This window comes from Yersinia thracica (genome assembly GCF_902170565.1).
Classification (GTDB): Bacteria; Pseudomonadota; Gammaproteobacteria; order Enterobacterales; family Enterobacteriaceae; genus Yersinia; species Yersinia thracica.
Map to the genome: position 1 here is coordinate 115399 of NZ_CABHXX010000030.1, position 24218 is coordinate 139616.

Consider the following 24218-nt stretch of genomic DNA (forward strand, 5'->3'; position numbering starts at 1 on the left):
ATGTAATCAAACATGGTGACCCGGAATCAGACAAACTTTGAACAAGCCGCCTCATTGCCAAGGCAGATATAGCCGTAGTTAAAGGCCATAGGCAATAACACCGATGCTCAATAAGGGACTTAATTGACAGTTTTCGAGGGGCTTCGCAGGAAAATTAGCAGCTTTCATCAATTACATATTTAAGATGCAAATGAGGATGTTTAACACATATAAATACTGAGTTTGTCAGTGGGGAAAAGCTCCGCGCCAAAAAAATCAGGCCAGGCGCGGAGTGATATTAATTAACCCTTAAGCAGAGAGTTGGTCGATAGTTTGCAAAATACGTTTGTCCGAAATGGGATATGCTGTCCCCAATTGCTGGGCAAATAAGCTCACCCGCAGTTCTTCAATCATCCAACGAACTTCTTTAACATCTTCATCTTGCTGGCGTTTAGGCGGTAACTTATTGAGCCATTGCTGCCACATTTGCTGGACATGTTCTATGCGCAACATTTGGGCGCGATCACGATGAGGGTCGACAGCTAACTTCTCCAGACGGCGCTCAATTGCGTGTAAATAGCGTAATGTATCAGGTAAACGTTTCCAGCCATTATTAGTGACAAAGCCTCGGTAAATCAGGCCGCCAAGCTGTGCTTTAATGTCTGAAAGTGCCAATGCTTGCGCAATATCGACGCGGCCTTTTAGGCGCTTATTAATACTAAACGCCGTGGTTAGGATCTGCTCAACTTGCCTGGCAATATCCACGACTGTTTCATTTAACTCAGCTCGCACTTTTTCTTGTAACTGAGCAAAATCAGCCTCTTGCCATACCGGGCCACCATATTGCGCCACCAGTTTATCCACCCCACAAGCAATGCAATCATCAATCAGATCCATCACTTTGCCATAAGTATTGAAGTAAAGGCCGAGTTTGGATTTATTCGGCAGTTTTTCATGTAAATACTTAATGGGTGAGGGAATATTTAGCAGCAATAACCGCCGTGTACCTTGCCACATTGCTTGCTGTTGCTGAGATTCTGTATCAAACAAGCGGATCGCCACACTGTCTTTCTCATCCACCAGTGCGGGATAAGCTTTGACTTCGTATCCCCCGCGGCGTTGTTCATAGCACACCGGAAGTGAGCCGAAGCTCCAGATATGTAGGCCATTTTGTTCAATACCGTCATCCGCCACGGCAGAAAGGGTTTCCTGCACTTTTTCTTGAAGTTGTAGTTTCAAAGCCGCAAGATCTTTGCCCTCACGTAGCGTCCGATTTTTATCGTCCAGTACGCGGAATGTCATTTTCAGATGGTCGGGAACTTGCTCCCATTGCCAACTTTCACGTGACACCGTCACACCCGTCATGCGGCGTAATTCGCGCTCTAATGCCTCCAGTAAACTGGTTTCCAGCGGTGTTGCTCGGGCCAAAAAGGCTTCAGCATAATTAGGTGCGGGGACAAAGTTACGGCGAACAGGTTTAGGTAATGACTTGATAAGCGCCACCACCAACTCACGGCGAATCCCGGGGATTTGCCAGTCAAACCCCTCCTCCTTAACCTGATTCAGGATCGGAAGCGGGATATGGACAGTGACGCCATCGGCGTCAGTGCCCGGCTCAAATTGATAAGAAAGCCGCAATTTGAGCGACCCTTGATACCAAAAATTCGGGTAATCCAGCGGGTTAACTTTATTCGCCCCATCCTTGATAAGCATGGTTTTTTCAAAGTTGAGTAACTCGGGCTGTGTCTGGCTGATTTTCTTCCACCAGCTATCAAAATGGCGCGCAGAAATAACATCGCGACCAATACGCTGGTCATAGAAGTTAAACAGTGTCTCATCATCAACCAGAATGTCGCGGCGGCGAGATTTGTGCTCCAGTTCTTCAACTTCAGCCAATAATTTTAAATTAGTCCGGAAGAAAGCATGGCGCGTTTGCCAATCCCCCTCGACCAGACCGTGACGGATAAACAGCTCGCGGCACAGTGGCGGGTCAATGGGGCCATAGTTTATCTTGCGCTCAGTCACGATAGGTAAGCCGAATAAGGTCACTTTCTCGCTCGCCATCACCGCCCCTTGCGCTTTTTCCCAATGCGGGTCGCTATAATGGTGTTTAACCAAATGTTGCGCTAAGGGTTCAATCCACTCTGGCTCAATGCGGGCAGCAATACGGCCCCATAAGCGGCTGGTCTCGACTAACTCAGCGACCATGCTCCATTTAGGCGGTTTTTTGAATAAACCGGAGCCGGGAAAAATGGCAAAGCGGGCATTACGTGCGCCGGTATACTCTTGCTTTTCAACGTCTTTTTGGCCGATATGTGACAACAAACCGGTCAGAATAGCAGTATGGACGCTGCGATAATCCGCCGCGACGCTATTGACCGGGATACCCAATTCTTTCACTACCTGGCGCAGTTGGGTATAAATATCCTGCCATTCACGTACCCGCAGATAATTCAGGAAATCGCTGCGGCATAATTTACGAAATTGCGCCGATGACAGCTCTTTTTGCTGCTCTTTCAGATAATCCCACAAATTAACAAACGCAAGGAAATCAGAGTCTTTATCAGCAAAACGCCGGTGTTTTTCATCGGAGGCTTGCTGTTTATCCATCGGGCGCTCACGTGGATCCTGGATAGACAACGCCGAGGTAATAATCATCAATTCGCGCACACTGCCGCTTTTCTGAGCTTCCAGCACCATTCGAGCCAGGCGAGGATCGACCGGTAATTGGGCCAATTGGCGACCTAGCGGTGTCAGTTGCTGATGGCCGTTACTGGCCGTTTGGATCGCCCCCAGTTCTTCCAGCAGGCGCACGCCATCTTGAATATTGCGTTTATCCGGCGCTTCCACAAAGGGGAAGGCCGCGATATCCCCTAGCCCCAATGAGGTCATTTGCAGGATAACGGACGCCAAATTGGTGCGCAGAATTTCCGGATCAGTAAATTCAGGGCGAGACAGGAAATCCTGTTCGGAATAAAGACGAATACAAATACCGTCAGATACACGGCCACAGCGGCCTTTGCGCTGATTAGCAGAAGCTTGAGAAACCGGCTCGATCGGCAACCGCTGTACTTTGGTGCGGAAACTGTAGCGGCTAATCCGCGCGGTGCCGGGGTCAATCACATACTTAATGCCGGGCACTGTCAGTGACGTTTCCGCCACGTTGGTCGCCAGTACAATTCGCCGCCCATGATGCGACTGAAACACCCTATTCTGCTCGCTATTTGATAAGCGGGCATACAGCGGCAGCACTTCCGTATGGGGCAAATTCTGTTTCATCAGCGCATCAGCGGTATCACGGATTTCCCGTTCGCCACTCATAAAGATCAGAATATCGCCGGGACTTTCGCGACCCAGTTCATCGACGGCATCAAAAATAGCTTGTAGCTGATCGCGCTCAACATCATCGGCATCATCCACAATCGGCCGATAGCGCACTTCCACCGGATAGGTGCGGCCAGAGACTTCAATAATGGGCGCATTATTGAAATGATGAGAAAAGCGCTGCGGATCAATAGTCGCCGAGGTGATAATGACTTTCAGATCAGGGCGTTTTGGCAATAACTCGCGCAAATAGCCCAAGATGAAATCAATGTTCAGGCTACGTTCATGGGCCTCATCAATAATCAGGGTGTCATACTGCATCAGCAGACGGTCTTGCTGAATTTCAGCCAGTAAAATACCGTCGGTCATTAACTTAACCAGCGTATTTTCGCCCACTTGATCATTAAACCGCACTTTATAACCGACACAGCCGCCAAGGGAGGTGTCTAGCTCATCGGCAATACGGTTCGCCACGGTACGGGCAGCAAGACGACGCGGCTGAGTATGGCCGATAACGCCTTTGACACCGCGCCCCAATTCCAGACAGATTTTCGGCAACTGCGTGGTTTTACCGGAACCGGTCTCACCGGCGACAATGACCACCTGATGATCGCGGATAGCATGATAAATATCCTGCTTTTTCTGACTGACCGGCAAATTTTCAGGATAAGTGATAGCCGGACAGGCCGCCCGACGGCTGGCAACCCGCTGCATTGCAGTAGCAAATTCGGCCTCTATTTCACGGGTAATCGCCTCTACGGCCTCTGGATTATGGACTTTTCGTGCGCCTTGCAGCCGACGCCGCATGCGCTGTTGGTCACGGAGCATCAACTCCCCGAGTTGGGAGGATAATGCTGCGAGCGAAGATTTCACGTTCAATATTCCTTGTTACGCTGCGGCTGAAACTCACAGTATCAGCCGAATTATTTTATGCTCTGAATGTGGTTAGCTGATGTTTTTATTCATTAATGTCAATTTTTAACCCGCTAACTCGGTGTGAGTCATCCCGAGCTTTTAATGATATAAACCCTTGTCGTATATTGTAACACAGCCCGAGTTGGCGCTGTAACCGCGCGAATATCTGGCTCTTTGTTTCTCAGATTATCATCATTCAATAAAATCGAACAAAGAACGCAAAATATTGCGCTATCACTGTTAGAAAAACTTGAATAAAGTGTATCTCATTGAAAAGGCGTACCGCCTAAGTCACTGTTACCTGTTAAGGAATTATGATGAGCAAAGTACTGGTTCTGAAATCAAGCATTCTGGCAACCTATTCACAGTCTAACCAACTCGCTGACTTTTTTGTTGAACAATGGAAAGCAGCTCATGCTGGCGATGAAATCACCGTGCGTGATTTGGCTGCTCAGCCGATTCCGGTATTAGATGGCGAGTTAGTCGGTGCTTTGCGTCCTTCTGATGCTGCACTAACACCACGTCAACAAGAAGCTCTGGCGCTGTCTGATGAGTTGATTGCCGAATTGCAAGCGAATGACGTTATCGTCATGGCGGCCCCGATGTACAACTTCAGCATCCCGACGCAGTTGAAGAACTATTTTGACCTGATTGCCCGTGCTGGCGTGACTTTCCGTTACACCGAAAAAGGCCCTGAAGGCCTGGTTACCGGCAAACGCGCTATTATTCTGACCAGCCGTGGCGGTATCCATAAAGACACTCCGACTGACCTGGTGGTTCCTTACCTGCGCCTGTTCCTCGGCTTTATCGGGATTACCGATGTCGAGTTCGTGTTTGCAGAAGGTATTGCTTATGGTCCTGAAGTGGCGACCAAAGCACAAGCTGATGCCAAACAGTTACTGGCTCAGGTTGTTAGCGCTTAATAACTTAGTTAGTGCTTAATGAAGAACTTTCGTGCAGAGGCGAGTGTCTGCGTTAATGCACGACAGAAATGACCTTGTATTGCCCTCGTTTTACCCAGTAGTCAATTTCATCATTGCGCGCCTTCGGGCGCGCTTTTTTATACCTTGGGTTATAACCTAGCGCTGCATCCATTGGCCATTAATGCCGCGCACATATTCCCCCGCCGCCGCACGGTTGACTAATTTTTGCCCCGCCAACTTGGCGACATCCTCGGTTGAAATATGATTTTTCTGCGCCACTTCCTCATATTTCTGGGTTCTGGCGATATTAATTTGTTCCACCAGCGCCAGTGTTTCTGCATCTTTCTTCACCGGTGCCAAATAACCACTGAGGGTTTCACCCACGCGGCCTTGTTGCTTGGCCTGCTCCAACGTCAGTGCAAAAGCCCCGGTACTAAACACTAAACTGCCGCTTAACATCACGCAGCTCACTATCACGCGCAGCAACTTTTGTGTATCCCCAATCCAGCCGGATGTTTGCTTGTTCATAATGGCCTCTTAGAATAGATTGGATTGATTCTTAAGCAGATTTTCTACGTCTTTATCCACTCTAATCTGGATTTCATGCTCAATTTTGACATTCATATTGATAGTGATAGGTTTTTCCGGGGTTGCCACTTCCAGGCGTAAACAGCCGCTAAGCATAAAAATACCCAGCACTATTGCCATAGGTTCCCATGTCAAAATCTTCATTCCTTCGCCCTCGCCGGTATGGATGCTGTTGGTCGTAACGAAACGGGTGGCCGCAACGAAATATTTTGCTGCAACCACTCTTGTAAATTGTCACCAAAACGTAGGCTGCGCCAGAGTTGGAAGATATTTTCCTCATGCTGATAGTTCAGCACTATCTCTCGTTTGGCGTTTTTCTGTGTATTAACACCATGAATCTTTGAACGCAATGTCAATTGACCCAAGTTATCGAGACTGACAGTGGCATAAGATTGGTAAATCTCCATGTAACGCAGCCAATCAATCGCCGCCCCCGCCACAAAATTACTCTCACTGATTGAATTCGCCAGTTCCGGGTCAAGGCGCAGTGTCACCGCGCCGTCATTTGCTATCCAACCATTGCGCACCAACCACTGTGGATTATTAAGATAAAGCGGCAATTCGCCATTGACTTTACCCGACATAGCCAGTTGCTTCGGTTGCAGCACGGTAAATAGTTCACTTAAATCAATGCCTTTTAATTTTAGCACTGCCGCGTCATGTTGGGGTAAACGCAAAGCAGACAAACTCAGATGCCCTTTCAGAATATCCATGCCAACATTGCTCAAGGTCAATGGGGCTTGCTCTGAATAGGGATAAGTTCCTTGCAAGTCAGCGGTGATATTCTGCATTTCAAATAAGTTGTTTATCGAGGCAATGCGTAGCATGACCGGCTCTTTCGGCCCCAACTGCCAGTGGTGATTTTCTAAACGATAAGACATAACAAAATCCAAGCCGCTCAGTTCACCCTCTGCCAGCCACATCCCGCCATTCTTCACCACCCAATGTCCACCGGCGGTAAAACCTTGTTCTCGGGCCGCAGAAAAAGCCGCCTGTGCATAAAGCTCGCCATCGCGCAATTTAATCCCTAACTCTTCAGATAGCAGTGGTTGGAATACCTTCAGCGATTGTTTTGGCCACCAGCCCTCGCCGCGTAACCGCTCGCCATCCCAACGGCCACCTAGCGCAATCGGCCCAATGGCTTGCGCTTGTAAATCCCCTTGCCACAGAAAATCATCGGGGGCGCGGCCATTAAGTTGTAGCGATAACACCGCAGGAGGCAAGTAGCCGCCGCCATCACTGAACGCCACTTTTTTAGCGCTCAGCTCAAACCCGGCAATAAAAGCAGGATGATGGTTATCCCGCTGCCAGGTCAGGGGTTTGGCTAAGGTCAGCCGTGGAGCATCAACCTTAACTAATCCATATTGCAGCCGATCAAAACCGGTTGAGAGTTTATCGACAGTTATCAGTGTTCCCTGCCAACTCCCCTTGCCGCCCATATCCCAACGCGCAGCCAACGGTGGCAGCTGACCATTCCCCCAGTAGCGCCACTGCCAATTGCCCTTATCGGGCCAAAACTCTTGCGCCTGACCATCCAGATGCAGATTAAAATTGCCCCAAAAACTGTCCTGCGCATTCACAATCGCCTGTAGCCGCCCTGTCACGCCGGCGGCAGTGACCTTAACGCCCGCCAGTGGCCAACGCGCATCTTTTATCCGCAACTCCGGTGTGACATTACCCTGAGCACGCAGTAAAGCGCCGGGATGTAGCACCCAGGTCGGGTTTAGTATGGAGCCACTGAGCAAGCCGGGAATAGTGGCATTCAATACCATTTTTTCCAGATTAGCTTGCCCGCTGAGTTGGAATTTCAAATCACTGTTGACGAGACTCAAGTTGCCCGGCCCAAGGGTCAGGACGGCATTGCCTTTGCCACTTTTCCCCGCCGTGATGACATTAATTCGCGCCTCAATAGCGGTTTGGTCCAACCCCTGATCCCAGTCATACAATGTCAGATTCACCCCCCCGCTGAGGGGTTGTTGTGCATAGGGCCACTGCCATTGGCCGTTGATTATCTCAATTTTTTTCGGGGATAAGCGCCATGGCAACCGCGCCAGCGGAGTATCATCGCCGCGCTCAGTCAGGGTTAAAACCCCCTGTTGCTGTTGCCAGCTCAGATTCAATAATAACGGTTTAGACAGATAGCCCGTCGTCAATACCCCGTCGAGCGCACCTTGCTTTGGCCAATCATCCAGCGACAGTGGAATTTTAATTTTACCACTCAGTTCGAAAGGTTGCGGGGTGCCGGGAACGGCAATAGAGAATTGATGCAGACTAAGTTGCTGTTCTTCATCCAGTGTGGCGGCGAAGCTCAATTGTGGGCCTTGATAACGCAACTCTTGAGTCAATTTTTTATTGTCGGGCGATGTGAGTGGCGTTTTGCCGGAGAAAGTCAGTTTACCGGCGTATTGCTGCCACGGCGTAATCTGCAAATTGTTGATATTTAAGTCAAGCATGGAGAGCTGCTGCTGCCAATAGGCTAAATCTTGCGGCGCACTCTCGCCACTGCTCGGTAATTGACTCAAGCAGGCGGTATCCACCGCGACGGTATTGGCTCCAAGCTGCCAACGGCCTTGGTGATAGCCGACACTCAATTGCCCAATATGAGTCAGGGTGCAGCCCTGTATCTGGTAACTCAACTGTGAAACACGCAATGCGCTATCATGCCAAACTGGCGGGCTGGCCAAGACCAGTTGGCTACCCGCAGGCAGCCAGTATTGTGCAACTTTCGGTAGCCACTGCGGCAAGGTTTTCCATAATATCCCTAAAGAAATTGCGCTGATTAACAACAACCAACCCATTATTTTTGCGCATTTAGTCATGACTTGCCTTGTTTAATCACTCACCCGTCGTCCGGTGTGCTTTAATCAATCTACTGCCTACTGCAATCATTCTAGATAACTCTACCCTTGTAGATTAAACAGAACTGTTGCCATTGAAAGTCGGAATAAAAACCTTACTTCATTGGTATGAGAAAGTTACATGCTCTCTATTTAACTTATTACCGTGCCATTTAACTTATTACCATGCTATTTAACTTATTATTATGCCAAATTGTATGATTTATTCAAATCTGTTAAATTGATCACAATATTTTGGCGGAGACATCACAATGAAATTAGCCGTTTACAGTACTAAACAGTATGACCGCAAATACCTCGAATTGGTCAACAAAGATTTTGGCTTTGAATTAGAGTTTTTCGATTTTCTGTTATCCCCCAAAACGGCGAAGATGGCTGCGGGCTGTGACGCGGTTTGTCTTTTCGTCAACGACGATGCCTGTCGCACAACATTGGAAGAATTGAAAGATGCCGGTGTGAAGATTCTGGCTTTGCGCTGTGCGGGCTTTAATAATGTGGATTTGGTGGCTGCGAAAGAGCTGGGTATTCAGGTGGTTCGCGTGCCGGCCTATTCTCCTGAAGCTGTGGCTGAACATACAATCGGCATGATGATGAGCCTCAACCGCCGTATTCACCGGGCTTATCAACGTACGCGTGATGCCAACTTCTCGTTGGAAGGTCTGATAGGTTTCAATATGCATGGCCGCACGGCGGGGATTATTGGTACCGGTAAAATTGGTGTCGCCACCATGCGCATCTTAAAAGGCTTTGGTATGCGGTTGCTAGCCTATGACCCCTACCCAAGCCAGGCGGCTCTGGATTTGGGCGCGGAATATGTTGACCTAAAAACCCTGTATGCCGAATCTGATGTTATTTCACTGCATTGCCCGATGACCCCAGAAAACCATCACTTGCTCAATAAACAATCATTTGAACAAATGAAAGACGGCGTGATGATCATCAATACCAGCCGCGGTGGCCTGATTGACTCAACAGCGGCGATTGATGCACTGAAGCAACAGAAAATCGGCTCGCTCGGCATGGATGTCTATGAAAATGAACGTGATTTATTCTTTGAAGACAAATCCAACGACGTGATTCAGGATGATGTTTTCCGCCGTCTGTCTTCTTGCCACAATGTATTATTTACTGGGCATCAAGCTTTCCTGACAGAAGAAGCTCTGACCAGTATTTCTACCACTACCATGCAGAATATTGCCCAATTGAAAAACGGCGAACATTGCCCGAATATTATTACTGCCTGATAGAGATATACCCAGAAAGCCCGCAGGGTGAGTCTCAAGGATGAGGCTCATTTATCCCGATAAGCTGACTTATATTTTATAAGTCATTCGGGTAATTGAGTACGGCCAACACATCTGCGACTTGAAAGAAGGCGACAGGTATATACCCAATAGATTTCGAGGTGCAGGAAGGCGGCAAACGAAAGCATCCCGATGAGCTTACACTGGTAAGTGATTCGGGTAATTGAGTACGGCCAACACATCTGCGACTTGAATAGATGAAGGGTATATCAGCGAGCCGGGCAAGCACCGCGCATTAATGCCGACTCTTCACAACGTTTGCCATCCGGTAACTGACACATTCCTACACTGCCGCCATTGAGTTGCTTCGCCACCATCAATATACCGCCCGCATTTGCACAATTAACGGCCGCAGGATTAGACATATTCAGATTATGATGAAGATTGGCACTGGTGGCTTGTTGCACCGGCTCATTGGTCTCATTGCTGTTTAAAAATCGAGAATTTGAAACGGTATCTGTTGGGTCATTGCTGCTGCAAGCGGCTAAAAAGAACACAGCTCCGCCCACAAACCAAGATAATGCATTCATTCTTTTGCTCCGGCATGAATAATATATAGCGCTATAATAGATTCATATAATAACTGTTATAATTAAAACACAACATAAATAAACAGAATTCGCTAATTTAATTTCGTGTCGAACAATGCTGATATAACAATCAGAGAAAGAATCAAACACCTACAGTGGGTAAAAAATAAAATGGGAGCCATTATGATCACTGATTTACTACTAAGAATTACTTTGGCGGGTGCATTGGGGGGGTTAATTGGGCTAGAGCGTCAATTGCGGGCGAAAGACGCGGGGTTACGCACACATATTTTGGTCGGTATCGGCAGTGCCATGTTTATGATTGTTTCAAAATACGGTTTTGAGGATTTATTGACATTAGAACACGTCAGTTTTGACCCCAGCCGAGTCGCGGCACAGGTGGTGAGTGGCATGGGCTTCCTCGGTGCTGGGACTATCATGATCCAAAAGCAGATGGTCAAAGGGCTTACCACTGCGGCGGGAATGTGGGTCACGGCAGCTATTGGTCTGGTGATTGGTAGTGGCCTGTATGAAATTGGTATTTATGGCACGATGGTGACGTTAGTGGTGCTGGAAATCTTCCGCCAGTTAAGCAACCGCCTGATTGGAGAGCATCATTTTGTCGCGATTAAACTGCTGCCAGACAGCGTGCCACGTATTTTGGTGGCTATGCAAAAATTGCAGCTTCGCCCGATGAACCTGTCTGTCACCCACAAGCCAGAGAAAAATGAGCCAGACTGTGAACTCACCTTGGAAGTGACATTGTCACCGAAAAAAAGTTTGGATCAGGTATATGAAACATTGTTAGCCGTCGAGGGAGTACATCAGTTGGATATTAAATAGTTTGGCTGTATGCGCAGTGATAAAAATTACGGTTATCCCCGCGCATACAGCTTGAAGTATGACGGGTATAGGATTAATGCATCGAAGTCTTAGACAACAAATTAATCACCAACACACCGGCAATAATCAAACTCATGCCCGTCATCGCAGCCCAGTCCAACTTCTGTTGGTACATAAATACCGCTGCAACTGACACTAAAACAATCCCCAATCCTGACCAAATAGCGTAAGCAATGCCCAATGGCATGGTTTTGACCACCTGTGATAACCCCCAGAAAGCAATACCATAACCCATCACTACCACAATAGAGGGCACCAGGCGGGTAAAGCCATATGAGGCTTTTAACATCGTGGTTGCCACGACTTCGGCAACAATCGCCATCATTAAATACATGAAACCACTCATTATCGATCTCTCATTGCAGTATTGGGCCGACATTATGCCCGTCCGTGATTAAATATTCATTAAATCGATTTGTACTTCACAAATATTTCACAAATAAACCAAGTTACAGCGCAATTATTGTGTTGCTCGTAATAAGCGAAATCCCATTGTTATTATAAATAGTTTTCTAATTGTAATAATTATTGTCCGAAAGCCTCAATATACCGCCAGCCCTGCTATTCCCTTTATTCTCCAAATAATCTGGTGGAACCGCCGCCACACAAATGCGATAACTGACAAAAATACACTCTGCTAGAATTTCGCTATTAGTTCAAATAATCAGATAACAGTCAGAGACGCCCCCATTAGCACTTTTATTCTCTGAAAAACAAGTGTTCTCTGCATGATAAGCAATGTGAAGGTATAAATTAATGATGACTACTGACGGTAACAGTGCAGTCGCTTCTGTGGCCTATCGTGCCAGTGAAGTTATTGCTATCTACCCTATTACGCCAAGCTCCACCATGGCCGAACAAGCTGACGCCTGGTCTGGTGATGGCAAAGTCAATATCTGGGGAGATGTCCCCCGCGTGGTTGAAATGCAGTCTGAAGGCGGGGCCATTGCGACGGTGCATGGCGCACTGCAAACCGGTGCATTATCGACCTCGTTTACCTCCTCGCAGGGATTGCTGTTGATGATCCCCACTCTCTATAAGCTGGCGGGCGAGCTGACACCTTTTGTCCTCCATGTTGCGGCCCGCACCATCGCCACCCATGCGCTGTCTATCTTTGGTGACCATTCAGATGTGATGGCGGTGCGCCAAACTGGCTGCGCGATGCTATGCGCCAGCAGCGTGCAAGAAGCGCAAGATTTTGCTTTGATTTCCCAAGTGGCAACGCTCAATAGCCGCATTCCATTTATTCATTTCTTTGATGGGTTCCGCACCTCGCATGAAATCAATAAAATTGTGCCGCTCAGCGATGACACACTGCGCCAGCTATTGCCACAGAAAGGGATAGATGGCCACCGCAGCCGGGCACTTTCGCCAGACCATCCGGTGGTGCGCGGTACCTCCGCTAACCCGGATACCTATTTCCAATCTCGCGAAGCCACCAATCCTTGGTATAACAATACTTATCAACATGTGGCTGATGCCATGCAGGCTTTTGCCGCGGCCACCGGGCGCGAGTATAAGCCATTTGAATATTACGGCCACCCACAGGCGGAGCGCGTTATTATTCTGATGGGTTCAGCCATTGGCACCTGTGAAGAGGTGATTGATAGCCTGCTCACGCGCGGCGAGAAAGTCGGCGTGCTGAAAGTGCGGTTATTCCGCCCTTTCTCTGCTGAACATCTTCTCAGTATCTTGCCACAATCCGTGACTAAAATTGCCGTGTTGGACCGCACCAAAGAACCCGGCGCACTGGCCGAGCCTCTGTATCTCGATGTCATGACGGCGCTGGCGGAAGCTTATAGCCGGGGTGAGCGGGCAACCTTGCCGAAAGTGATCGGCGGCCGCTATGGGCTGTCTTCCAAAGAGTTTGGCCCCGATTGCGCACTGGCGGTGTTCAAAGAATTATCGGTTGACCTGCCGCGCCCGCGTTTTACCGTGGGGATTTTTGATGACGTGACGGGCTTATCATTGCCACTCACTGATGAGAAAATCGAGCAACGCGCCACATTGGAGGCGCTGTTCTACGGCCTTGGCAGTGACGGCTCAGTCTCTGCCACCAAAAATAATATTAAGATTATCGGCAACAGTACCTCACTGTATGCACAAGGCTATTTTGTTTATGACTCGAAAAAGGCCGGTGGCCTGACAGTCTCTCACTTACGCGTCAGTGAAACGCCGATTAACTCAGCCTATCTCATCAGCCAGGCCGATTTTGTCGGCTGTCATCAGTTACAGTTTATTGATACTTATCAAATGGCTGAGCGCTTAAAACCCGGCGGGATCTTCCTGATAAATACCCCGTTCAGCGCGGATGAAATGTGGCAGCGCCTGCCGCAAGAAGTTCAGGCGGTTCTTCATCAGCGCAATGCCCGTTTGTTTGTGATTAATGCGGCAAAAATTGCCCGCGAATGCAAGCTGGGCACCCGCATTAATACGGTGATGCAAATGGCGTTCTTCCATCTGACACAAATATTGCCTACCGCCATGGCGCTGGAACAATTGCGGGCGGCCATTGACCGCAGCTACAGTAACAAAGGGCCGGAAATTGTGACCCGCAACTGGCAAGCGCTGGATGCCACCCTTGATGCATTAGTCGAAATTCCATTGCAACCGATTGATGAAAATAGTCCAATGCGCCCACCGATTGTCTCTGATCAAGCGCCCGATTTCGTTAAAACCGTCACCGCCACCATGCTGGCCGGCTTGGGTGATGCCCTGCCCGTTTCTGCTTTCCCTCCCGATGGCACCTGGCCGGTGGGCACCACTCAGTGGGAAAAACGCAATATTGCTGAAGATATTCCTCTCTGGCAGCCAGACCTCTGTACCCAGTGTAACCACTGTGTTGCGGCCTGCCCGCACTCAGCTATTCGCGCTAAAGTGGTACAACCGGATGCCATGTTGGGTGCGCCAGACAGCTTACAATCGCTGGATGTCAAAGCCCGCGATATGCGGGGGCAGAAATATGTATTGCAAGTCGCCCCTGAGGATTGCACCGGGTGTAATCTTTGCTATGAAGTCTGCCCGGCGAAAGATCGGCAGAACCCAGAAGTCAAAGCCATCAATATGCAGCCGCGGCTAGCGCATCTGGTGGAAGAAAAAGCGCACTATGATTTCTTCCTCAAATTGCCGGAAATCGATAAAACGCAAATGGAGCGTATTGATATCCGGACTTCACAGCTGATTTCGCCGCTGTTTGAGTATTCCGGTGCTTGCTCCGGTTGTGGAGAAACGCCGTATATTAAATTGCTGACTCAGTTGTATGGCGATCGTCTGTTGATTGCTAACGCCACCGGTTGCTCCTCAATCTATGGTGGCAACCTGCCGACCACGCCGTATACCACCAACGCGGATGGCCGTGGCCCGGCTTGGGCTAACTCACTGTTCGAAGATAATGCCGAGTTTGGTCTGGGCTTCCGTCTGACTGTTGACCAACATCGCCAACGGGTTATCCGTTTGATCAATCAATTGGCAGCGCAATTGCCGCAGGAATTGGTCGGGCAATTGCTGAATGAGGATGCAACGCCGGAAGTTCGCCGTGAGCAGGTCACCCAACTGCGCCAGCTATTAACAGATATTCCGGGCAATGATGCTCAACAATTAGCCACGGATGCAGATTATCTGGTCGATAAATCTATCTGGCTGATTGGCGGCGACGGCTGGGCCTATGATATTGGCTTTGGTGGCCTGGACCATGTGCTCAGCTTGACCGAAAACGTCAATGTGCTGGTGCTGGATACCCAATGCTACTCCAATACCGGTGGTCAGCAATCCAAAGCTACCCCGCTAGGGGCGGTGACCAAGTTTGGCGAGCACGGCAAACGTAAGGCACGCAAAGATTTGGGTGTCAGCATGATGATGTACGGCCATGTCTATGTCGCGCAGATTTCGCTAGGGGCGCAGCTCAATCAAACGGTTAAAGCTATTCAGGAAGCGGAGGCCTACCCTGGCCCGTCTCTGATTATTGCTTACAGCCCTTGTGAAGAGCACGGTTATGACTTGGCCTACAGCCATGAGCAAATGAAGCAATTAACCGCCACCGGTTTCTGGCCACTGTATCGTTTTGACCCACGCCGTACCGACGAGGGCAAAGTGGCCTTAGCGCTGGATTCACGCCCACCAAGCAGCAATTTGACCACCACATTGCTCAAGGAGCAGCGCTTCCGGCGGCTCAACACACAACAGCCAGATGTGGCGGTGCAGTTGTATGCTGAAGCTGAAAAAGACCTGAAAAAACGCTATGACTTCCTTAGTTTGTTAGCCGGGAAAACGGATAAAACGCCGACCGAATAATGGCCTAAATTAATGCGGGCAGCCCCATAAGCCAGTCAGTTTTCTACTGACTGGCTTTTTTATTGGGTGATGATTTCTATTACTCCTGCGTCTAAATTTGGAATATCCACAGATTAACTCACTGAGTTACTTTCGGCTCTCACTGACAAGGAAGATATTATGAATATGAAAAATTGGATGTCCCGCCTGAGTGATTCACAGTTATTAAGCCAAATTTCCATTCCTGGAACACATGATTCCGCATCATTTCGCTCCAATGTATTAGGTGCTGGATTTACGCAAACACAAACATGGAATATAAGAGAGCAACTTGAACATGGCATTCGATTTTTAGATGCCAGATGTCGCCTGATTAATGATGTATTCACTATGCACCACGGCGCTATTTTTTTAAAACAACAGTTTGGTGACTTTCTCACCACCTGCATTGATTTTATTAAACGCAACCCGACAGAATTTATCATTTTATCGGTTAAACAAGAACATACCACTGAAAATAGCACTAAAGGATTTAATAAAGTAATGCAGGAGAGATATATCAAACCGCATAATGAATTATTTTATCTGGAAAATAAAATACCGAGCATTGGGGAAGTAAGAGGAAAAATAGTATTATTACGGCGTTACTCTGGCGATAAAGTGGGCATTGATGCCTCTCACTGGAAAGACGACGCCACATTTGAAATTAAAAATAAAGGTTTTAATATTTATGTCCAAGACAATTATGATGGTTATACCGCATTAAGCCTCCATTTTAAAAGAAAGTTTATTGAAATCTTACTTAGAGATGTACAAAAAAAACGTGCCCAAGATATATATATTAACTTCACCAGTATATCCGGCTTGTTAACACCCTATTCCGGGGCGCAAGGCCATCATTTAATAGACGGAATGAACATTTGGTTCTGCAAACAATATCGAGAAAAGCAAATAATGGGGATTATCGTTGCCGATTTTGTTGATGTTCAGGATGGGGCGATTATTAAAACAGTGGTGAATTCAAATGTTTTTGTATAAGCCATCACTCTGACCATCCATAAAAAGGACTCATTGATAAATTAAAATATTAAGATATACGCTTATTGAATGATAAACTATGTGCTATAGCGCTAAGGCCCTGTCATGCCCCTAACTGGATATGAGTCACGAACAAATGCAAGAGAAACAAGTGGTTAACAAAAAAGAACACTACGATTTGAACAAGTTACACAAGCGCCTGCGTCGCAATGTGGGTCAGGCGATTGCTGATTTCAACATGATTGAAGAAGGTGACCGCGTGATGGTTTGCCTGTCAGGAGGCAAAGACAGCTACACCATGCTGGATATTTTGCAAAACCTGCAAAAAAGCGCGCCGATTAACTTCACCCTCATCGCCATTAATTTGGATCAGAAACAGCCGGGCTTCCCTGAAGATATCCTGCCTGCCTATCTGGACAAGCAAGGTGTTGAATACAAGATTGTCGAAGAAAACACTTACGGGATTGTGAAAGATATTATTCCGGAAGGGAAAACCACCTGTTCACTCTGCTCGCGCCTGCGCCGTGGGATTTTATACCGTACTGCAACTGAGCTAGGGGCAACCAAAATCGCACTTGGTCATCATCGCGATGATATTCTGCAAACGCTGTTCCTGAATATGTTTTATGGCGGGAAGCTGAAAGGCATGCCACCCAAATTAATGAGCGACGATGGCAAACATGTGGTTATCCGCCCATTGGCCTACTGCCGTGAAAAAGATATTGAGCGTTTCGCCGTTGCCAGAGAATATCCAATAATCCCTTGTAACTTATGTGGATCGCAACCCAACCTACAACGCCAGGTTATCAAAGATATGCTACGTGACTGGGATAAACAGTATCCGGGGCGGATTGAAACTATGTTCAGCGCGATGCAAAATGTCGTGCCGTCACATTTAAATGATCACCAGCTATTTGATTTTAAAAATATTACACACAATAGTGAGATTGTTGACGGCGGAGATTTGGCTTTTGACCGCGAAGAGTTGCCACTGCAACCTGTTGGCTGGCAACCAGAAGATGATGAAGATAGTGAAAAACAACCGCTAGTTCGTCTCGATGTGCTAGAAATAAAATAAATCACTGACTGATAGTGCCTCTCGACAATAAGAGTTGTGAGGCTCCCCTCTCGCCCTATCCAACTCATTGTTTTCACTAAAAAATGCAAAAAAATGCCGATATTGAAATAACAGCGGCATCGTAACAATTATGTGCTATGCAGTAATTCAAAAAATAAAAGTATTACAAATATGGAGCGCAACGCCCATCGCTTGACGTTGCATTCACCTGCAAAAATGATAATGCCTCAATCATCACTGTCAAATGTTGATATTGCTCAATTTTGCTGTGATTAGCGCCCTATTTGGCACACTCTTTTACTCGACTGCCAGTGACTCACTAGAGCCATTTACTGCGTTTTAACCACCACGCAACACCTATGACCAACAGCACCAACATCATACAAAATGTCGCAAAACCAAAAGAATAGGTATTCCCAGGAATGCCGCCAAGGTTAACACCAAATAAACCTGTCAAAAAAGTGGTCGGTAAAAACACCATAGCCAACAGTGACATAGTATAGGTGCGCCGGTTCATCGCATCGGCCATTAATGAGCTAATTTCATCGGATAACACCGCAGTACGCGCAATGCTAGAGTCTAAATCCTCTAAACCGCGCCCCAAACGCTCTGAGATTTCCTGCATACGACGTCGATCGTCATCATTCATCCACGGCAAGCGCTCGCTGGCCAACCGGGAGAAAACATCGCGCTGCGGTGCCATATAGCGGCGCAATACAATCAACTGCTTACGAAGCAAAGCCATTTGCCCACGTTGTGGAATTTTTTGTTCCAGTAAATCATCTTCAAGATCGATAATTTTATCGTGTAAATCTTCAATAAATTCATTGGTATGGTCGGTCACACCATCAGCAATCTCCACCAGCCAACTACCGCTGTTCGTCGGGCCGGTGCCACTTTGTAAATCATTCAACACATCATCAATAGAGTAAACTTTGCGATGTCGGGTCGAGACAATCAACTTATCCGTGATATAAACTCGGATGGTGACTAATTGGTCTGGGCGGGCATCATTATTAAAATTGATGCCCCGCAGCGTTATCATCGTGCCATCGCCCATGCGAGTCACTTTCGGGCGAACACTTTCACCGGCAAGACCATCGCGAACAACCTCTGGAAGTAGCGGCGTATTTTGCAGCCAGGCAGCACTGTCTGGATGTGTGTAATCCAGATGCAGCCAGCAAGGCTGCTCTGCGGTGGCGATGGCATCGGTATTAATGGAAGTCACGCCCCCTTTACCATCGAGTTGATAGGCATAAACGGCATCAGAAACCTGAAGTGCTTTTCCTTCGACTAGATCCACGACAATTTCCTCTATTTCAGCATTTATCATGCAATGGGCTCAGTGTAACGTCCGCAACTCAATCTTTAAAGGTAATGCATAAGGATAACTTGCTGTTCCATAAAATAATCAAGGCCGTTATCTATTAATCATCTAGCAGCAATACCAGATACATTCAGTGTAAGTTTTAGAACAACAGAACTTATATCTTTAACAGTGGAATTAAGGATACATAATGATAAAGGCACAAGGTCCGTACACAGCTTTGATGTACAATTCTTGCTAATTATCAACATTATATATTCAAGGGATATTGATTATGGAAACCAACTTCATTACGTTAATGAAAGCACTTATTGGTGGCGCAGGAGCAGGATTTGCATTTACCGGTGGCTTGTCTTTTTTAGTGCCTGCATTAACAGTGACCACTTCCCTTGCATTTACATTTTCAGCCATTGGAAGCGTATTAATTGCAGGTATTTATCTAAGCAAAGTTTGGTGAGCAAAATTGGAGTCACTATCTTCCCACTGGTACTCACCGCAAACCACTGATGAGTTGACGAAATTCTATTGTATTATTTGTGTTTCTTACATGTTAGTGCATATTGCATGGGATTGTATTTCCAAAAAAACACCGCCATTTGCCTTGGAAAACTTACAATATAAACTTAATGAATTGTATTCATCGTCAACATTTGCCACAAGTATATTCTTATTTGTGATCATTTTAGATATAAATAACCCACTAAGAACATCTGATGCATTTATATTCCCACTGATAGTCGCATCACTAACCGGATTTATGATCTCGGTATCGGCCATTGTTCCTAAGCGGCGCAGCCGTAAATAGCCGATTTATTTTATATATAATCATCATGAAAGTATAACCCGCCACTCATGTTGGCGGATTATTTTTTTAGCAAAATCATCTATCAAATAATAACCATTAGTGCTTGATGATATAAATCATTTGGCTATAAGCCACATCTTCAGGATTAGTTATCGGGTAACCTTTCACCCAAGGTTTAATTAAGCGCCCATTAGTAAATTGATATATGGGTGCTATTGGAACTTGTTCGGCAATAATCTGCTCGGCTTTATTATAATCATCACTTAGCGCTTTAGGATTCGTTTGCTTACCGGCTTCGCTCAGCAAATGGTCATAATTTGCACTCTTAAATTTAGCGATATTCCCACTGTGAGTGGAGGTCAGTAATGACAGGAAGGTAGACGGCTCATTGTAATCCCCGACCCATGATGCGCGGACTACATCAAAATTACCGGTATTTCGGCTATCGATATAGGTTTTCCACTCTTGGTTAATCATTTGAACATCCACACCCAATGTCTTCTTCCACATTGAAGCAATGGCAATGGCTAACTTCTGATTATTATCCGAAGTATTATACAGCAAAGATAATTTCAGTGGTTTATCCGGCCCGTAGCCTGCTGCATGCAGCAGTGCTTTAGCTTGTGCGTTGAGTTCTTCCTGGTCTTGCTGCTGTAATAAATTGGCTACCGGATGATAACCAGCAGTGACATCAGGGGTAAAGTGATATGCAGGTTTCTCCCCCGTACCCAAGACTTTTTCAGCAATAATTTTGCGGTCTATTGCATAAGATAATGCTTTGCGCACCCGAACATCGTTGGTTGGCGCACGTTGGGTATTAAATGCGTAATAATAAGTGCCTAGCTGATCCGGCGTATAAACTTGATCAGGAATATCTTTTAATAGTTTCTGATACAAATTCTTTGGGAAGGACTCCGTAATATCAATATCACCAGCTTGATAGCGCTTAGTGGCATTGGCTTCCTGATTGATGGGAATGAAAGTCACTTTCGTTAGAACAGTATGGGCATGGTCCCAATAATAGTCGTTGGGCACCAAGACTAACTTCTCATTTACCACTCTATCTTGTAATTTAAATGCGCCATTCCCTACCAAATTGCCCACTTTAGTCCAGTCATTGCCATATTTTTCAACCACGCTAACGGGAACCGGGAATAAACTGAAGTTTGCCGTCAAACTGGGGAAATAAGGCACCGGTTTACTGAGTTTAACTTTAAGGGTGTAATCATTAACTGCACTGACCCCAAGTGCTTCTGGCGGCATGTTCCCCGCAATAATTTGTTGCGCATTTTCCATCCCGGCCAGTTCGGCAAACCAGGCGAAAGGAGACAAACTTTTAGGGTCAACCAAACGACGCCAACTATAAACAAAATCCTGCGCGGTCACAGGCTGACCATTCGACCATTTAGCATCTTTACGCAACGTGAATATATAGGTTTGGTTATCTGCCGTTTTCCAGTTTGTCGCCACCCCGGGAATTATCTGACCGTGCGCATCCTGATTAACCAACCCTTCAAACAAATCACGGGCAACCTGTGCCTCAATTAACCCCACGGCTTTCATCGGGTCGAGAGATGCCGGCTCGTCTTTAATATGACGTACAAGTTCTTGTTTCTCAGCCAGTACGGTGCCCGCAGGGACATCAGCAGCATTTGCCGCGCCCAGCGTTGCGCCAACTAATGCGGCACACAATGCATAACGGAAATAGCGCATAATTAATAACCTTTTCGTTGTCGATCCATTTCAGCGAAAGTAGTAACCATATCTAATCAACATAAACTAGCAGATTAGGGGCCATAATGACGACGGTAAAATAAAAATACTGTCTCCAGTCGCGCGATAGAATGCCATTCTGCCATCAGAAGCTAAATGCAGTATGCAGCATTAATTAGGCGCATTAGTTTACTTATCACAAAATAACTAATTGATTCAAAGTAATAATATTAAATGCTATGTTAAATGCAATACGCACATATTCGGAATAACAGAGAATATTATGAGCCAATATCGCCCCCGCTCCGCACGGGGAAATCTGGTAACTTTAGGGCATGGCTACGGTACATCCCGCTTGGGCGCGCCGCTGCTTTATTTCCCAGCCCCCACCCCATCTGCACAAACTGGGCTGATTATTGCCGGAACCCATGGCGATGAAAGTGCGGCAATTGTAGCGCTATCCTGTGCATTGCGCAGTATTTCACCTGAACAACAGCGCCACCATGTCATTTTGGCAGTCAATCCTGATGGATGCCAACTGGGGTTGCGGGCGAATGCCAATGGTGTGGACCTTAATCGTAATTTTCCGGCAAAAAACTGGCAGGCGGGCGAAACGGTATACCGTTGGAATAGTGAGGCGGATGCGCGGGATGTGGTGCTATCAACTGGCGCATGTGCAGGTTCTGAACCCGAAACCCAAGCTTTGTGCGCATTGATAAGCCAACTGGCCCCGCGCTGGGTGGTTTCCTTTCACGAGCCATTGGCCTGTATTGAAGACCCCGATAACTCAGCGCTAGGTGAACGACTGGCGGCGAATTTTGAATTGCCTCTTGTCACCAGTGTGGGTTACGCCACGCCGGGGTCATTTGGTAGCTGGTGTGCAGACATTCACTTACCCTGTATTACTGCAGAATTACCGCCCATTTCTGCCGACGCCGCCAGTGAATGTTATCTGCCGGCTCTGATTGACTTACTGACCCTGGCAGATTAAATCGATAGCACCGGTCGAGAAATGTAACCCGTCATCGACATCCTGTTGCAGCCAGGTAGGGCCATCAAGATCAACAAAGCGAGCACCTGGGGCCAGGGGCAATGCAGCACGAACAGCCCGTGAAGTGCACAACATACAGCCGAGCATAATGGCAAATCCGAGCGATTTTGCTTGTTCGGCTAACAGCAATGCTTCTGTTAACCCACCACTTTTATCCAGCTTGATGTTGACCATCTCATAACGGCCCACCAGACCCGCCAAGTCAGCACGTGTATGGCAACTTTCATCAGCGCAAATAGGCAATGGATGAATAAAATTCTGTAGCGAATCATCCTGCCCTGCGGGCAGCGGTTGCTCCAGCATAGCCACACCTAAATCTGCCAATAATTGACAACGCGCAGCCAAGCCCTCTGACCGCCAGGACTCATTGGCATCCACAATTAATGTCGCGTCGGGTGCAGCGCTACGAATAGCCACCAAACGCTCAGCAATAAGATGGTCATCCAGCTTTATTTTCAACAAGTTGGCCCCCAAATTCGCCAATGCACTCGCACTGTACGCCATGGCCTCCGGAGTGCCGATGCTGACCGTCTGGGCCATAGAAAGACGGAGGATGGGTGCCGTTTGAGTCATTTGCCATAAATTTTGCTGATTTTGTAAACATGCCAACTGCCATAATGCGCAATCTACCGCATTCCTGGCGGCCCCAGCGGGCAATAGCTGTTGTAAGGTTTCCCGCGAAACCCCTTGTTCTATGGCACTGACCACCAAGGCCAACTGCGCCATCACCGAAGATTCACTTTCTCCATAATGTGGGTATGGGGTACATTCACCAATAGCACGAATGCCCGCTTCCTCAATCTCGACAACCACAACTTTTGCTTCGCTGCGGCTTCCACGGGAAATAACAAACGCAGAATGGAGAGGCCAGGCCTCTGGATAGCAACGCATGGTTCTCATTATGACTCCTCAGAAAAATTCGGGCGCGGATATTCAGTATTAGAACCTAACGTCAGTAAAATCTGAATTATTTAGCAAATTTCTCATATCCAAGCTGCCATTGTTACCTTAAACTGAACTTCGTGTTACACATCTGTAAAAGGGATCAAATAATGACACAGACAGTACATTTCCAAGGCAATCCAGTGACCGTTGCAGGTCAACTGCCACAACCCGGCGATAAAGCCAAAGATTTTACTTTGGTCGCGAAAGATTTATCCGATGTTGCCCTGAGCAGCTTCGCGGGTAAACGTAAAGTCCTGAATATCTTCCCAAGTATTGATACCGGTGTTTGTGCCGCGTCAGTACGCAAATTCAATCAATTGGCTGGCGAACTTGAGAACACGGTTGTTCTTTGTATCTCCTCTGACCTGCCATTTGCTCAATCCCGTTTTTGCGGTGCTGAAGGCCTGAGTAACGTCACCACGTTGTCAACTTTGCGTGGCGCAGATTTCAAACAAGCTTACGGTGTAGCGATTACTGAAGGCCCATTGGCAGGTTTGACCGCACGTGCTGTTGTGGTTCTGGATGGTCAAGACAACGTTATCTACAGTGAGTTAGTTAACGAAATCACCACCGAACCAAACTATGATGCCGCATTGGCAGCACTGAAGTAACCTTCTCTGCTTTAGTTGTAATAAAACCTGGTTGTAATAAAACTTGGTTGTAATAAA

Annotated in this window: 18 protein-coding genes; 9 read left to right on the forward strand and 9 right to left on the reverse strand. The window is 47.2% G+C overall.

Going from position 1 to position 24218, the window contains the following annotated elements:
* Nucleotides 1-288: 288 nt before the first annotated feature.
* On the reverse strand, nucleotides 289-4176 hold the full coding sequence (gene hrpA / locus FTA91_RS04035) for an ATP-dependent RNA helicase HrpA (RefSeq protein WP_072082677.1): 3888 nt from the start codon (nucleotides 4174-4176) through the stop codon (nucleotides 289-291).
* Nucleotides 4177-4535: 359 nt separating this feature from the next.
* Between hrpA and azoR the strand changes: the two genes are divergently transcribed.
* Nucleotides 4536-5141: an FMN-dependent NADH-azoreductase gene (azoR, locus tag FTA91_RS04040; RefSeq protein ID WP_050115439.1), complete on the forward strand. Its 606-nt coding sequence runs from the start codon at nucleotides 4536-4538 to the stop codon at nucleotides 5139-5141.
* A gap of 156 nt (nucleotides 5142-5297) precedes the next feature.
* Here the strand turns inward: azoR and FTA91_RS04045 are convergent, their stop codons facing one another.
* Genes FTA91_RS04045 through FTA91_RS04055 form a run of 3 tightly spaced genes read right to left on the reverse strand, consistent with a single transcriptional unit; the run spans nucleotide 5298 to nucleotide 8548 of the window.
* On the reverse strand, nucleotides 5298-5669 hold the full coding sequence (locus tag FTA91_RS04045; protein WP_050115437.1) for a YdbL family probable chaperone protein: 372 nt from the start codon (nucleotides 5667-5669) through the stop codon (nucleotides 5298-5300).
* A 9-nt stretch (nucleotides 5670-5678) separates the two neighbouring features.
* Complete coding sequence (locus FTA91_RS04050) at nucleotides 5679-5873, reverse strand: YnbE family lipoprotein (RefSeq protein ID WP_050115435.1); 195 nt, start codon at nucleotides 5871-5873, stop codon at nucleotides 5679-5681.
* Nucleotides 5870-8548 carry a YdbH family protein gene (locus FTA91_RS04055; RefSeq protein ID WP_145582984.1) on the reverse strand — a complete coding sequence of 893 codons (2679 nt, stop codon included), beginning with the start codon at nucleotides 8546-8548 and terminating at the stop codon, nucleotides 5870-5872. The genes FTA91_RS04050 and FTA91_RS04055 overlap by 4 nt, the downstream gene beginning before the upstream one ends.
* Nucleotides 8549-8838: 290 nt before the next feature.
* Between FTA91_RS04055 and FTA91_RS04060 the strand changes: the two genes are divergently transcribed.
* The gene (locus tag FTA91_RS04060; protein ID WP_050115431.1) at nucleotides 8839-9831 is read left to right on the forward strand and encodes a 2-hydroxyacid dehydrogenase; all 993 of its coding nucleotides are present in this window, start codon (nucleotides 8839-8841) and stop codon (nucleotides 9829-9831) included.
* Between the two features lie 269 nt (nucleotides 9832-10100).
* Here the strand turns inward: FTA91_RS04060 and FTA91_RS04065 are convergent, their stop codons facing one another.
* Entirely contained in the window at nucleotides 10101-10421 is a 321-nt protein-coding gene (locus FTA91_RS04065; protein WP_145535981.1) for a putative hemolysin, read from the reverse strand.
* A gap of 183 nt (nucleotides 10422-10604) precedes the next feature.
* Here FTA91_RS04065 and FTA91_RS04070 point away from each other — a divergent pair, with 183 nt between their 5' ends.
* Nucleotides 10605-11264, forward strand: a complete 660-nt coding sequence (locus FTA91_RS04070) for an MgtC/SapB family protein (RefSeq protein WP_050115428.1) — start codon at nucleotides 10605-10607, stop codon at nucleotides 11262-11264.
* Between the two features lie 73 nt (nucleotides 11265-11337).
* Here FTA91_RS04070 and FTA91_RS04075 read toward each other — a convergent pair whose 3' ends face one another.
* Nucleotides 11338-11670, reverse strand: coding sequence for a DMT family transporter (locus FTA91_RS04075; protein ID WP_145535982.1), 333 nt, complete (start codon nucleotides 11668-11670; stop codon nucleotides 11338-11340).
* A gap of 410 nt (nucleotides 11671-12080) precedes the next feature.
* Between FTA91_RS04075 and nifJ the strand changes: the two genes are divergently transcribed.
* The 3 genes from nifJ (at nucleotide 12081) to ttcA (ending at nucleotide 17709) form a co-directional block, all read left to right on the forward strand.
* The gene (gene nifJ, locus FTA91_RS04080; RefSeq protein ID WP_145535983.1) at nucleotides 12081-15614 is read left to right on the forward strand and encodes a pyruvate:ferredoxin (flavodoxin) oxidoreductase; all 3534 of its coding nucleotides are present in this window, start codon (nucleotides 12081-12083) and stop codon (nucleotides 15612-15614) included.
* A 159-nt stretch (nucleotides 15615-15773) separates the two neighbouring features.
* Nucleotides 15774-16631: a phosphatidylinositol-specific phospholipase C gene (locus FTA91_RS04085; RefSeq protein ID WP_050115422.1), complete on the forward strand. Its 858-nt coding sequence runs from the start codon at nucleotides 15774-15776 to the stop codon at nucleotides 16629-16631.
* 136 nt (nucleotides 16632-16767) lie between these two features.
* Nucleotides 16768-17709, forward strand: a complete 942-nt coding sequence (ttcA, locus tag FTA91_RS04090) for a tRNA 2-thiocytidine(32) synthetase TtcA (RefSeq protein WP_050115421.1) — start codon at nucleotides 16768-16770, stop codon at nucleotides 17707-17709.
* 319 nt (nucleotides 17710-18028) lie between these two features.
* Here ttcA and zntB read toward each other — a convergent pair whose 3' ends face one another.
* On the reverse strand, nucleotides 18029-19012 hold the full coding sequence (gene zntB, locus FTA91_RS04095; RefSeq protein ID WP_050115472.1) for a zinc transporter ZntB: 984 nt from the start codon (nucleotides 19010-19012) through the stop codon (nucleotides 18029-18031).
* 298 nt (nucleotides 19013-19310) lie between these two features.
* Between zntB and FTA91_RS04100 the strand changes: the two genes are divergently transcribed.
* Complete coding sequence (locus tag FTA91_RS04100; RefSeq protein WP_004390236.1) at nucleotides 19311-19493, forward strand: hypothetical protein; 183 nt, start codon at nucleotides 19311-19313, stop codon at nucleotides 19491-19493.
* Between the two features lie 444 nt (nucleotides 19494-19937).
* Here FTA91_RS04100 and FTA91_RS04110 read toward each other — a convergent pair whose 3' ends face one another.
* A complete protein-coding gene (locus FTA91_RS04110) occupies nucleotides 19938-21554 on the reverse strand; it encodes a peptide ABC transporter substrate-binding protein (protein WP_050115416.1) in 1617 nt (538 codons plus the stop codon).
* Nucleotides 21555-21837: 283 nt separating this feature from the next.
* Here FTA91_RS04110 and mpaA point away from each other — a divergent pair, with 283 nt between their 5' ends.
* The gene (gene mpaA / locus FTA91_RS04115; RefSeq protein ID WP_050115414.1) at nucleotides 21838-22545 is read left to right on the forward strand and encodes a murein tripeptide amidase MpaA; all 708 of its coding nucleotides are present in this window, start codon (nucleotides 21838-21840) and stop codon (nucleotides 22543-22545) included.
* On the opposite strand, the gene ycjG is transcribed toward mpaA, so the two are convergent.
* The gene (gene ycjG, locus FTA91_RS04120; RefSeq protein WP_050115412.1) at nucleotides 22525-23505 is read right to left on the reverse strand and encodes an L-Ala-D/L-Glu epimerase; all 981 of its coding nucleotides are present in this window, start codon (nucleotides 23503-23505) and stop codon (nucleotides 22525-22527) included. The genes mpaA and ycjG overlap by 21 nt on opposite strands.
* A gap of 152 nt (nucleotides 23506-23657) precedes the next feature.
* On the opposite strand from ycjG, the gene tpx reads away from it, so the two are divergent.
* A complete protein-coding gene (gene tpx / locus FTA91_RS04125) occupies nucleotides 23658-24161 on the forward strand; it encodes a thiol peroxidase (protein ID WP_050115411.1) in 504 nt (167 codons plus the stop codon).
* Nucleotides 24162-24218 lie beyond the last annotated feature (57 nt).

What these genes read in the sequence shown, in the direction of transcription:
- azoR (WP_050115439.1), top strand. Translation starts at nt 4,536, where the DNA reads ATGAGCAAAGTACTGGTTCTGAAATCAAGCATTCTGGCAACCTATTCA.
- FTA91_RS04045 (WP_050115437.1), bottom strand. Translation starts at nt 5,669, where the DNA reads ATGAACAAGCAAACATCCGGCTGGATTGGGGATACACAAAAGTTGCTG.
- FTA91_RS04050 (WP_050115435.1), bottom strand. Translation starts at nt 5,873, where the DNA reads ATGAAGATTTTGACATGGGAACCTATGGCAATAGTGCTGGGTATTTTT.
- FTA91_RS04055 (WP_145582984.1), bottom strand. Translation starts at nt 8,548, where the DNA reads ATGACTAAATGCGCAAAAATAATGGGTTGGTTGTTGTTAATCAGCGCA.
- FTA91_RS04060 (WP_050115431.1), top strand. Translation starts at nt 8,839, where the DNA reads ATGAAATTAGCCGTTTACAGTACTAAACAGTATGACCGCAAATACCTC.
- FTA91_RS04065 (WP_145535981.1), bottom strand. Translation starts at nt 10,421, where the DNA reads ATGAATGCATTATCTTGGTTTGTGGGCGGAGCTGTGTTCTTTTTAGCC.
- FTA91_RS04070 (WP_050115428.1), top strand. Translation starts at nt 10,605, where the DNA reads ATGATCACTGATTTACTACTAAGAATTACTTTGGCGGGTGCATTGGGG.
- FTA91_RS04075 (WP_145535982.1), bottom strand. Translation starts at nt 11,670, where the DNA reads ATGAGTGGTTTCATGTATTTAATGATGGCGATTGTTGCCGAAGTCGTG.
- nifJ (WP_145535983.1), top strand. Translation starts at nt 12,081, where the DNA reads ATGATGACTACTGACGGTAACAGTGCAGTCGCTTCTGTGGCCTATCGT.
- FTA91_RS04085 (WP_050115422.1), top strand. Translation starts at nt 15,774, where the DNA reads ATGAATATGAAAAATTGGATGTCCCGCCTGAGTGATTCACAGTTATTA.
- ttcA (WP_050115421.1), top strand. Translation starts at nt 16,768, where the DNA reads ATGCAAGAGAAACAAGTGGTTAACAAAAAAGAACACTACGATTTGAAC.
- FTA91_RS04100 (WP_004390236.1), top strand. Translation starts at nt 19,311, where the DNA reads ATGGAAACCAACTTCATTACGTTAATGAAAGCACTTATTGGTGGCGCA.
- FTA91_RS04110 (WP_050115416.1), bottom strand. Translation starts at nt 21,554, where the DNA reads ATGCGCTATTTCCGTTATGCATTGTGTGCCGCATTAGTTGGCGCAACG.
- mpaA (WP_050115414.1), top strand. Translation starts at nt 21,838, where the DNA reads ATGAGCCAATATCGCCCCCGCTCCGCACGGGGAAATCTGGTAACTTTA.
- ycjG (WP_050115412.1), bottom strand. Translation starts at nt 23,505, where the DNA reads ATGAGAACCATGCGTTGCTATCCAGAGGCCTGGCCTCTCCATTCTGCG.
- tpx (WP_050115411.1), top strand. Translation starts at nt 23,658, where the DNA reads ATGACACAGACAGTACATTTCCAAGGCAATCCAGTGACCGTTGCAGGT.